8 protein-coding genes are annotated in these 11,525 nt (G+C 37.2%); 1 reads left to right on the top strand and 7 read right to left on the bottom strand.

Features of this window, described 5'->3' with window-relative positions; all coding sequences use genetic code 11:
- Nucleotides 1-87 precede the first annotated feature (87 nt).
- From priA to ACFSCX_RS04185, 7 genes are all read right to left on the bottom strand, one after another.
- The gene (gene priA / locus ACFSCX_RS04215; RefSeq protein WP_377926866.1) at nucleotides 88-2,505 is read right to left on the bottom strand and encodes a primosomal protein N'; all 2,418 of its coding nucleotides are present in this window, start codon (nucleotides 2,503-2,505) and stop codon (nucleotides 88-90) included.
- Complete coding sequence (gene coaBC / locus ACFSCX_RS04210) at nucleotides 2,502-3,701, bottom strand: bifunctional phosphopantothenoylcysteine decarboxylase/phosphopantothenate--cysteine ligase CoaBC (protein WP_377926865.1); 1,200 nt, start codon at nucleotides 3,699-3,701, stop codon at nucleotides 2,502-2,504. The genes priA and coaBC overlap by 4 nt, the downstream gene beginning before the upstream one ends.
- A 288-nt stretch (nucleotides 3,702-3,989) precedes the next feature.
- The gene (gene rpoZ / locus ACFSCX_RS04205) at nucleotides 3,990-4,217 is read right to left on the bottom strand and encodes a DNA-directed RNA polymerase subunit omega (protein ID WP_377926864.1); all 228 of its coding nucleotides are present in this window, start codon (nucleotides 4,215-4,217) and stop codon (nucleotides 3,990-3,992) included.
- Nucleotides 4,211-4,834: a guanylate kinase gene (gmk, locus tag ACFSCX_RS04200; RefSeq protein WP_377926862.1), complete on the bottom strand. Its 624-nt coding sequence runs from the start codon at nucleotides 4,832-4,834 to the stop codon at nucleotides 4,211-4,213. Before gmk ends, rpoZ begins: the two co-directional genes overlap by 7 nt.
- A gap of 13 nt (nucleotides 4,835-4,847) precedes the next feature.
- Nucleotides 4,848-5,111, bottom strand: coding sequence for an extracellular matrix/biofilm regulator RemA (remA, locus tag ACFSCX_RS04195; RefSeq protein ID WP_377926861.1), 264 nt, complete (start codon nucleotides 5,109-5,111; stop codon nucleotides 4,848-4,850).
- 61 nt (nucleotides 5,112-5,172) lie between these two features.
- The gene (locus tag ACFSCX_RS04190) at nucleotides 5,173-6,051 is read right to left on the bottom strand and encodes a YicC/YloC family endoribonuclease (RefSeq protein ID WP_377926860.1); all 879 of its coding nucleotides are present in this window, start codon (nucleotides 6,049-6,051) and stop codon (nucleotides 5,173-5,175) included.
- A gap of 272 nt (nucleotides 6,052-6,323) precedes the next feature.
- On the bottom strand, nucleotides 6,324-9,002 hold the full coding sequence (locus ACFSCX_RS04185; protein ID WP_377926859.1) for a calcium-translocating P-type ATPase, SERCA-type: 2,679 nt from the start codon (nucleotides 9,000-9,002) through the stop codon (nucleotides 6,324-6,326).
- Between the two features lie 456 nt (nucleotides 9,003-9,458).
- On the opposite strand from ACFSCX_RS04185, the gene ACFSCX_RS04180 reads away from it, so the two are divergent.
- Nucleotides 9,459-11,177 carry an Rqc2 family fibronectin-binding protein gene (locus ACFSCX_RS04180; protein ID WP_377926858.1) on the top strand — a complete coding sequence of 573 codons (1,719 nt, stop codon included), beginning with the start codon at nucleotides 9,459-9,461 and terminating at the stop codon, nucleotides 11,175-11,177.
- Nucleotides 11,178-11,525 lie beyond the last annotated feature (348 nt).

Here is an 11,525-nt window from a genome sequence, read left to right as displayed (position 1 = left end):
CTTCTCTAGCTTTTGAGCAGTTCAATTTATACTGAGAGAAAAATGTAAGTAGCCGGGAGATGTTTTTCAATTCCCGACTATTGATACTTACATCATCATATATGGATTCATATCAATTGTAATCTGTAGTTCTTGCTGCATGTCTTTTTGATAATGACTCATGATTTCTTTTAAATAATGCCTTAGCAAAGGTTCATCTTTGTATTTTATCATGCACTGATATCGATATCTATTTTTGATTCGAGGTATTGGAGAAGCTACTGGACCAAGAACAATAGCTTTGTTCGATAAATGATTCAATAGGTAGCTGGATATCTTTTCAGTAACTGAAACCACTTTTGTGATTTCTGGATGTGAGATTGTTACAAGCGCTAAAAAATAAAAAGGTGGATATTGATGAATTTTTCTAAGTCCCATTTCAGTTTGATAGAACTGCATATAATCATGCCCGCTTGCTAATTGCACACTATAATGCTCTGGTGTATACGTTTGAATGACAACCTCTCCAGGCAGTTCATGCCTTCCTGCTCTGCCACTTACTTGTGTTAATAATTGAAATGTTTTTTCACTTGAACGAAAATCTGGCAAATGTAACATCGTATCGGCTGTTAGTACACCAACTAATGTAACTTTAGGGAAGTCCAAACCCTTAGCAATCATTTGAGTTCCTAATAAAATGTCTGCCCTTCCCTCGCCAAATGCTGTTAATAACTTTTCGTGAGACCCCTTCCTGCTAGTTGTATCAACGTCCATTCTAATAATACGAGCATTGGGCAACAGTTTTCCGATTTCCTCTTCTACTTTTTGAGTGCCTGTTCCAAAAAAACGTATATGTTCACTGTTACAAGAAGGACATAAGCTAGGTACTTTCTCTTCATGTCCGCAATAATGACATTTGACCTTTTGCTCATTTCGGTGATATGTAAGAGAAATATCGCATTCATGACAGTTTACAACAAAACCACAATCGCGACACATAATGAAAGTTGAGTACCCTCTTCGATTTAAAAACAGAACGGTTTGTTCTCCTTTTTCAAGTCTATCTTGCATTTTTTCAAAAAGAAGCTTAGAGAACATTGAGCGATTGCCTTCTCTTAATTCTTCCCTCATATCAATGATTTCTACATCTGGCATACCTTTATCGTGCATTCGCTTTGAAAGTGTAAGAAGTTGATAGACTCCTTTTGATGATCTAGCAAATGTTTCAAGTGTAGGGGTTGCGCTACCTAATACAACAGGACATTGATGGTATTTTCCTCGCCAAATGGCAACATCTCTAGCATGATAACGGGGGTTTTCTTCTTGCTTATAACTCGTTTCATGCTCCTCATCAATGATGATGATTCCCAAATTATCAAATGGTGCAAAGACAGCCGATCTTGCCCCAACTACAACATTCACCTCTTTTCGATGAATTTTTCGCCACTCATCATATTTTTCACCAACTGATAGACCACTATGTAATACGGCAACACTTGATCCAAACCTGCCTTTAAAGCGTTCTACCATTTGAGGAGTTAATGATATCTCAGGAACAAGCACGATCGCTTGTTTACCTCTCTTCAAAACCTCTTCAATAGATTGTAAGTAAACCTCTGTTTTTCCACTACCAGTTACACCAAATAGTAAATAAGACTGATGTTTACTTTCTTCAATGGATTGAAGAATCGGCATGATAGCAGATTGTTGCTCAACTGTTAACGGTAAGGGGGTAGTTTTCTTGAATCGCTTTTGGGCATGTGGGTCTCGATATATTTCAACTTCTCGTTCTTTTAACAGATTTTTCTTAATCAATCCTTTTAGAGGTGAATCTGTAATAGACAGCTCCTGCATTAAAGATAATCGAGGATAAGAATCGAGATTTTTTTCAATAAAAAATTCAAGAACTTCTTTTTGTTTCGCAGCTTGCTGTGGAAACGTATTAATAATTTGGAGTATGTCCTCTACACTCTTTTCCAACGTTAGCACCTTATGTGTTTTTTTATTGGCTCGATTTTTCACGAGATATTGCACTTCAACATTTCCTCTTTGGATTTCTTGCTTTACCAATTTAAATATCTCTGGCTTTTCCTCAACCTCTGTCCAGTTTATCGTGTGTTTAGATGAGAGTAAGCCTTTTAAATTTGAATGTAAGTCATCAAGATTACAAGATTCAGTGAGTACAATCTCTTTCTCATATTTTGCTTTTAAAGCAACAGGAAGCATTGCCTGATAAGACGATATTTGCATGCAAAGCGTCTGATTTGAAAGCCATGTTCCAAGCTCTAACAGTTCTTTATTTAAAATAGGTTCTACATCCAATATTTTAGTAATCTGCTTCAGTTTTTTTATGTCTGTGTTTTCACCTATGTCAATGACAAAACCTTGTACACTCCTAGGACCAAATGGAACAATTACTCTTATTCCGGGCTGTATAATATCGACTAGTTCTTCAGGGACTAAATAATCAAATGGACGATCTAATTGAATAGCCTGAACATCCAGAATGACCTTAGCAATCTTCATTTTTTCTCGCTCCATATTGCAAACACTTCATTTAACAGTTCTAAGGCAACATCTTTTTTATCCATCATTGGAAGATGTTTTACTACCCCATTTTTCATGAAAAATGAAACGATGTTCGTATCTCCTTGAAAACCAGCACCTTTTTCGTTTACATTGTTAGCAACAACCATATCAAGGTTTTTAGAAAGTAGTTTTTTCTTCGCGTACTCTTCTATACGACCCGTCTCAGCAGCAAATCCAACTAATACTTTGTCTCCTTTCATCGTTCCTAAAGTTTTTAGGATATCAATTGTTCTTTCGAATTCAATCGTTAGGACTCCATCTTGTTTTTTCATTTTTTCGTTATAGGTAATAGCGGGCTTATAATCAGCAACAGCAGCTGATTTTATCACTATATCGTTTAAAGGAAACTGCTCCATAACATGATCATACATGTCACTTGCCGACTCTATTCTGATCACTTTTACATTTACTGGATCTATTAAATGAGATGGGCCAGTAACTAACGTCACTTTTGCACCTAGTTTTGCTGCTTGTTCTGCTATAGCAAACCCCATTTTTCCTGATGAAAGGTTAGAAAAGAATCTTACAGGATCAATTTTTTCTCTTGTAGGTCCAGCAGTTACAAGTAGCGACATTCCTTGAAGCAGGTTCTGGTTCAGCGTGAAGTGATCCTCAACTAGCTGTGTAATATTTTCAGGTTCTTCTAACCTTCCTTTCCCTACATAACCACAAGCTAAGTATCCTTCAGAAGGTTCAATAAAGCGATATCCATCTTGATATAGTCTCTCAATATTTCGTTTTACCGCAGGATGGTCATACATATGTACATTCATAGCTGGCGCAATCCAAACGGGAGCTCTTGTTGCTAACAGCGTTGTTGTTAACATATCATCAGCTATTCCATTCGCTAATTTTCCGATCGAGTTTGCAGTTGCTGGTGCAACTATAACGAGATCGGCCCAATCTGCTAAATTAATATGTGCAATCACACTCGGATCCTTTTCATCAAAAATGTCGGTATATACTGGATTTCTAGATAATGCTTGGAACGTTAGTGGGGTAACAAACTGACAAGCTGATTCAGTCATGATGACTTTCACATGAAAGCCTGCTTGTACTAATTTACTTGTCAGCGATGCTGCCTTATAGACTGCAATACCGCCACTAATACATAGTAAAATATTTTTTTGCATCGAAAAATTCCTCCCCCATTTGAACAAAAGGCTCGGGGCACCGTTAGCCTCATCCAGAGCAAATGTTCCTCTAATCGAAAAAAGGGCGCTCTTCCTTTTACTCTAACGTTTTTTACCTAAAGTAGGATGAAATTAGAAAGAGTGTCATAATTTCATCTTGGCTAGGTGCTGAGCCGGATTACAAATGAAAATATAATAAGATAGCATTTAAAAAAATAACAACCTAAAATAGGTTGTTACTTTTTACTATTCATCGTTAGTAATATGAAATGTTGATTACTCAACAGATTATTGATCTTGTTCATCAACAGTTAATGGTCCGATTACATCTTGTACAACTAATACGCCAGCATCAATTTCTTCTAACGCTTTTCCAACAAATTTGTGTGATACAGGCTTGGAAATTAATAGACCTTGCTTATCTTGTAATGCTCTAGCTCGTTTAGCTGCAACGGTCACCAATTTGTATTTAGAATCTACTTTCTTCATTAATGCATCAATAGACGGATTTAACATCTTTCATCAACCTCCAACATTTTTTTATATCTGGGCGCAACTCTTTCACGACGACAATGCTCGGCAACGACGATTGCCTTAATTCTTTCACAGGCAAGCTCCACTTTATCGTTTTCTACTACATAATCGTAAGCATCCATCATTTCAATTTCTTCCTTTGCGACTGTCATACGATTATTTATAAGCTCCTCTGTTTCAGTTCCCCTCGTTTGGATACGATTTTTCAATTCGCTTAAGCTAGGTGGAGCTAAAAAGATAAACAGACCTTCAGGAAAGGCATTGCGAACTTTAAGAGCTCCCTGAACCTCTATCTCTAGCATTACGTCCTTTCCACTTTGTAATGTCTCTTCTACATATTCAATAGGTGTACCGTAATAGTTACCTACATATTCGGCCCATTCAAGTAACTTATTTTCTTCAATAAGCTTCTCAAATTCTGACCGTGATTTAAAGAAATAATCAACACCATCGATTTCTCCCTCTCGAGGGCTTCTTGTTGTCATGGAAATTGAGTATTGAAGATTTGTATTTTCATCGCTAAATATTTCTTTCCTTACTGTACCTTTCCCTACACCAGAAGGACCTGACAGTACGATTAGTAACCCTCTCTCACTCATGAGTTTTTAAAACCTACCCTTCATCCGTTAAATCTTCTTTATTTATAAAGCGCTGTGCTACTGTTTCTGGCTGAACTGCTGATAATATTGTATGACCGCTGTCTGTTATAATGACAGCCCTCGTACGTCTTCCATATGTAGCATCAATTAGCATTCCTCTGTCACGTGCTTCTTGTATGGTTCGTTTAATAGGAGCAGATTCAGGACTTACAATTGCTATAATTCTATTTGCTGAAACGATATTTCCAAATCCTATATTTATTAGCTTTATACTCATTATATCCTCCTATATTGTCACAAATCTATTCTTACCCTGTTAATCAAGGATTATAAGCCTTCTATTCAATGTTTTGAACCTGTTCTTTTAATTTCTCCAGCCCTGTTTTCATATTAACAACTTGCTGTGCAATACGTATGTCATTTGCTTTTGAGCCAATTGTATTCACTTCTCTATTTAATTCTTGAACAAGGAAATCGAGTTTTCTCCCTATCACTTCTTGGTTTTCATCGATTGTCATATGGAATTGGGACAGATGACTCTTAATTCTTGTTATTTCTTCATTTATATCAGCTTTATCAGCAAATAAAGCTACCTCTGTTAGGACCCTAGATTGATCTATGGATCCTTCTGTAAATTCGGCTACTCTTTTCATAAGCTTTTCTCGATATTGTTCTACAACAAGAGGTGCATAGTTTGAAACAATTTCTGTACACTCTTCAATTAAGCCAAGATTAATCTTTAAATCTTTGTAAAGCTCTTTTCCTTCATTCAATCTCATTTCTCTTAACTGCATAGTCGCTTGTTGCACAGTCTCTATAACAGCATGTTCCAATTCTAGATTTTCAGTATCTGTTTCAATAACTTCCACGATTTCCGCTCGATTAAGTAATAGATTTAAGGTGATTTCATCCTTTAATTCAAAAACTTGCTTCATATTATGTAAAACAGAATGATATTGTTTAAGTAGTTCCCAATCTACTTGAAAAGTTTTATTTGAAAGGGTATTTCCTTCAATAGTAATAAAAACCTCAACCCGTCCTCGGTTAATGTTACGTAATACCGTCTTCTTTATTTTTTCCTCAAGCATCATCAATTGTCTTGGGAGACGGATATTGACCTCGCAAAAACGGTGGTTGACAGATTTCATTTCAACTGTAATAGAAAAGCTATCGTATTGTTTCTGTACCCGTCCGTAACCAGTCATACTAGCTAGCATATTATCACATCCTAACTCCTAGTCAATATATTTTACCACCTATTTCAAGAATTCGATAGTGAAAAGCAGGTTATCAATAATTTTCAAAAAATTTAGAACAACATTTTTATGAACCCCGTTTAGCCTCAGGCAGAGCATTTGATTTCGAGGGGCTGGGCACTGGAGAAGGATTAGTACGCACATACTCAGTTATTCACAAGTGAAGAGCGTTTATCGTTTCCTAAAACAAAAAAAGACAATAGATTTTTATCTATTGCCCTTTCCAAGCTATTCTATGCCTTTTTCTTTGTTAAAAGTGATCCTGCAAGTAGGAATGTAGGTACAGCAGAAAGACCTAGTATTAATAGCCAATCTCTTAGTGTAATCGCAGTTGTGTGGAAGATTGGCTGTAGTGGTGGATAGTAAATAACTACTAACATTAATAAGATCGATGAAAGAACTGCAAACACAAGATATTTATTTTCAAACGGATTTCGGTGGTATACTGATCGATCACTTCTACAATCAAATACGTGTATCAATTGTGCCATTACGAGTGTTGCAAAGGCTATCGTCTGTGCATACATTAAGTTATTTGGATCCCTGTAATAGACAATCATAAATGCTGCTAGAGTTACACCCCCTATTAAGAAACCGCGACTAATAATCTTCCATGCGAGCCCTCTAGCAAAAACTCCCTCCCTTGGATTTCTTGGGGCTCTTCTCATAACATCACCTTCAGCTTGGTCTAATCCAAGAGCCATAGCTGGGAGACCATCAGTAACAAGATTAACCCATAGTATTTGAATAGGGACTAAAGGGAGCGGGAGAGCTAATAGCATGGCAAATAGCATAACTAATATTTCTCCAACATTGGATGCTAACAGATATCTGATAAACTTTCTTATATTTTCATATATATTTCTTCCTTCTTTAATTGCTGCTTTTATCGTCGCAAAGTTATCATCTAATAGGACTAGTGAAGAAGCTTCCTTAGCTACATCCGTCCCTGTAATCCCCATCGCAATACCAATATCAGATGCTTTTATGGCAGGTGCATCGTTTACACCATCCCCAGTCATGGCGACAATATGCCCGTTCTTTTGAAGAGCTTTTACGATTTTCAATTTATGTTCTGGTGATACTCGTGCGAAAACATACACATCTTCTACGATCTCTTCGAGCTCTTCTACTGTCATATCGGAGAGCTCTGTTCCTTGAACAACTTTACCGCCTTCCGGCAGGATTCCTAGCTGCCTTGCAATTGCAGTGGCAGTTACAATATGGTCACCTGTAATCATTACTGTACGAATCCCTGCTTCCTTACACTCTTGTACAGCTTGCTTAACCTCGTCCCTTGGCGGATCTATCATACCTTGCAGGCCTATAAAGATAAGATTCGTTTCTGCCTCAATTTCATTGTAGACTGATTGAGTTGGACCTAATGGCTTAAAAGCAACTGCAATCGTACGTAAAGCTTGACCACCTAAATTCTCAATCGCTTTTTCGACTTCCCCTTTCAAACGATCTGATAAAAATTGTTGCTTCTCATCCCATAATATAGACTCGCTGTTTTTAATCAGAACATCTGGTGCTCCCTTAGTGACGACAAATCGCTTTCCATTTGAATCTCTTACGATCACCGACATCATTTTGCGACTTGAATCAAAAGGGAATTCTTTTTCAATAATAAACTGATTGTTAAGTAAGTCCCTTGTAATATCTGCCTTCCAAGCCGAGACTACTAGTGCCCCTTCGGTAGGATCTCCGTCAAGAACATACTCCTTTTTTTTCTTGTTTATTGTAGCGTTATTGCAAAGTAAACCAAAGGTTAAAAGCTGGCCAATCGACTTTACATTTGATGGATGAATTTCTTGATTTCCAGCAAAGAAACCACCTACAGGATTATATCCTGTACCCGTTACGTTCCAAGTCTTTCCACCAGACCATAGGTGCGTGACTGTCATTTTGTTTTGTGTCATCGTACCTGTCTTATCCGAACAAATTACAGAGGCACATCCAAGTGTTTCAACAGCTGGTAGCTTTCTAACAATCGCGTTATTTTTAATCATCCTTTGAACACCAAGTGATAAAGCTACTGTAACAATGGCAGGCAGACCTTCTGGAATTGCAGCAACTGCTAGGGAAACACCAGCCAAAAACATACTATATAGGTCATGGCCTTGAATGACTCCTAATAAAACAACTAAAAAAGTTAGTAATAAAGCAACAGTAATGAGTATTTTCCCTAATTGTTCTAGCTTTCTTTGCAGAGGGGTAACCATTGTTTCTGCTGATTGAAGAAGATCTGCAATTTGCCCCATAGCCGTTTTCATTCCAGTTCCAACAACTACACCAACACCTGATCCTCTTGTCACCATTGTACCCATGAAAGCCATATTCTCCTGATCGCCAATTCCTACTTTATCGCCCATAATGGGCTCAACTTTCTTTTGAACTGGTAGGGATTCGCCTGTTAAGGCTGACTCTTCAATTTCTAAGCTATTGGTTTGAATGAGACGAACATCAGCACTAATCCGGTCTCCACTTGAGAACTTAACAACATCCCCTACTACAAGCTCCTTGGAGGAAACCTTTATCCAGTTGGAATCACGTAAGACCATTACTTGCGGCGCTGAAAGTTCTTTAAGAGCTTCGAGTGATTTTTCAGCTTTTCTTTCTTGGAAGAACCCTAAAAATCCATTAATGATAACTATCGCAATAATAGCAGTCGCATCAATATATTCTCCTAATAATCCTGATACTAGCGTTGCGGCTAGTAAAACTAATACCATAAAGTCCTTAAATTGCTCCAGAAAAAGCAAAAACATGTTCGGTTTTTCGGCTTCTTGAAGTTCGTTATACCCAAATTGTGCTAATCGTTCGCTTACTTGGTCCTTTGATAGTCCATGTTTAAAGTCAGTATTGACCTTTTCCTTGACATCCTCCGCTCTAAGCTCATACCATTTCATCTTAGCCTTCTCACACCTTTTCTAAGAAAATCTTGTCTCTGTTTGTCCTCTCTTTAAGGAAATCATATTCAGACAAGTAGTAAAAAATGCTATACTATTTAAGAAAAGCGGTGGAGCCCGGATTAGCCCTGACAAGCAAATGTTCTAAAGAAAAAATAGGCGCAAGCACCCCGTTTAGCCTAAGGAAGAGCAAATGTTCTGTAATGAAGAAAAGGGCGACTTTTCACTTGTATTCATTACGGGTTATTTTGACCTCAAGTAGGATGAAATGGCAAAAATCGTCGCCATTTCATCTTGGCTGGGTGCTGGAGCTGGATAGTCGAAGAGCGGGGGCACCCGGATTAGCTCTAAAATACAGTACTTATAAAAAACTTAGAACATATAAAATGAACAAAATTCGTCGTTGGGCTAGACAAAGGAAACACGATGTTTGTTACTCGAGAGAGGATGTATATCATGTCATTTGATGGAATCGTTACGAAGGCAATTACCGAAGAATTAAATAATAAGCTCTTATCCGGACGGATATCCAAAATATATCAACCTTATAAACAAGAATTGTTGCTTCATATTCGCGCTAATGGATTTAATCAAAAACTTTTAATATCTGCTAATCCTTCTTATTCAAGAGTACATATTACGAATGAGCAGTATGACAATCCAGCAGAGCCACCAATGTTTTGTATGTTATTAAGAAAGCACCTTGAGGGAAGTGTAATTACATCCATCCAGCAGCTAGAAATGGAGCGAATAATAACGATTGAAACAAGGGGACGCAATGAACTTGGTGACGAGACTGTAAAGCAGCTCATTATTGAGATCATGGGTAAGCACAGTAATGTCATTTTAATTGATAAAGAAAAAAATATAATTCTAGATAGTATTAAGCACATATCTCCTGCACTAAATCGACATCGGACACTCCTACCTGGCTATGAATATGTGACTCCACCGTCACAAGGAAAACTGAGTCCATTTGAAGTAGATGAAGAATTGTTCTTACGAAAACTCGACTTTAATGCTGGAAAACTCTCCAAGCAAATTGTTGAATCGTTTAGCGGTTTATCCCCGCTAATTGCGAATGAAGTCGTGCATCAAGCTGGCATTGGTTCAAAAAATAAACTCGCTCAAGTGTTTTTGCAGATGATGGATCAAGCAAAGCATCTTCAATTCAATCCAGTTATTATCGCAGGGGACACTAAGGAGTATTTTTATGCACTTCCATTACAGCACATAAAGGGTGTAACCAAAACATTTTCATCCATAAGCGAAATGCTTGATCGCTTTTACTATGGAAAAGCTGAGCGTGATCGGGTTAAACAACAAGGGCATGACCTTGAAAGATTTATTCGTAATGAAAAAGAAAAGAATGAAAAGAAAATCATTAAGCTAGAAAAGACATTGAAGGATGCAGAAAAAGCAGAACAATTTCAGCTTTTCGGCGAGCTACTAACAGCCAATATGTATTTAATGAAAAAGGGACTCAAAGAAATTGAAGTAATGAATTACTATAACGAAAATAACGAAATGCTAACCATCCCGCTGAATCCTTTAAAGACGCCTTCTGAAAATGCTCAAATGTACTTCCAAAAGTACGTAAAAGCAAAAAATTCAGTATCTATCGTCCTTGAACAAATTGAGAAAGCTAAAGAGGAAGTCACCTATTTCGAATCTTTGCTTCAACAAATGGAAACAGCCTCCCCTCGTGATATTCAGGAAATTAGGGAAGAGTTGACGGAAGAAGGTTATTTAAAAGCAAGGCAAGTGAAAGGTCCAAAGAAAAACAAAAACCAAAAACCCATTCTTGAAGAGTATGTATCTTCTACCGGAACATTAATTCTTGTTGGGAAAAATAATAAACAAAACGAATACTTAACGAACAAGCTTGCTCATCGAGATGAAGTGTGGCTTCATACAAAAGACATTCCGGGTTCTCATGTTGTCATCAAAAGCTCTGAACCTGATCATGATACAATCCTAGAAGCTGCTAATCTGGCCGCTTACTACAGTAAAGCTAGAAATTCAAGTTCCGTACCCGTTGACTATACGAAGATTAAACATGTGAAAAAACCGAGTGGTTCAAAGCCTGGATTTGTTATATATGATTCACAGCAAACCGTTTATGTAACGCCAAATGAAGATTTAGTTGTAAAACTAAAAAAAAATAAAGGGTAGCATCTACCCTTTATCCAGGCTGTGGAGAAAGTTCTCCACAGTCTTTTATCTCTTTGGTTTCTAAGGACTTTTGAACAGAATGTCTCCATTAACAGGAATTATATAGACATTTTAACGTGGATTACGTATGAAATGTTCATTAACAGGAGTTATTCGACATTTTAACGCGGTTTGACGTATGAAATGTTCATTAACAGGAGTTATTCGACATTTTAACGCGGTTTGAAGTATGAAATGTTCATTAACAGGAGTTATTCGACATTTTAACGCGGTTTGACGTGTGAAATGTTCATTAACAGGAGTTATTCGACATTTTAACGTGGTTTGACGTGTGAAATGTTCATTAAC

Source organism: Bacillus salitolerans (assembly GCF_042680805.1).
Lineage (GTDB): Bacteria > Bacillota > Bacilli > Bacillales > SA4 > Bacillus_CJ > Bacillus_CJ salitolerans.
This window is presented reverse-complemented; position numbering and strand designations above follow the sequence as displayed.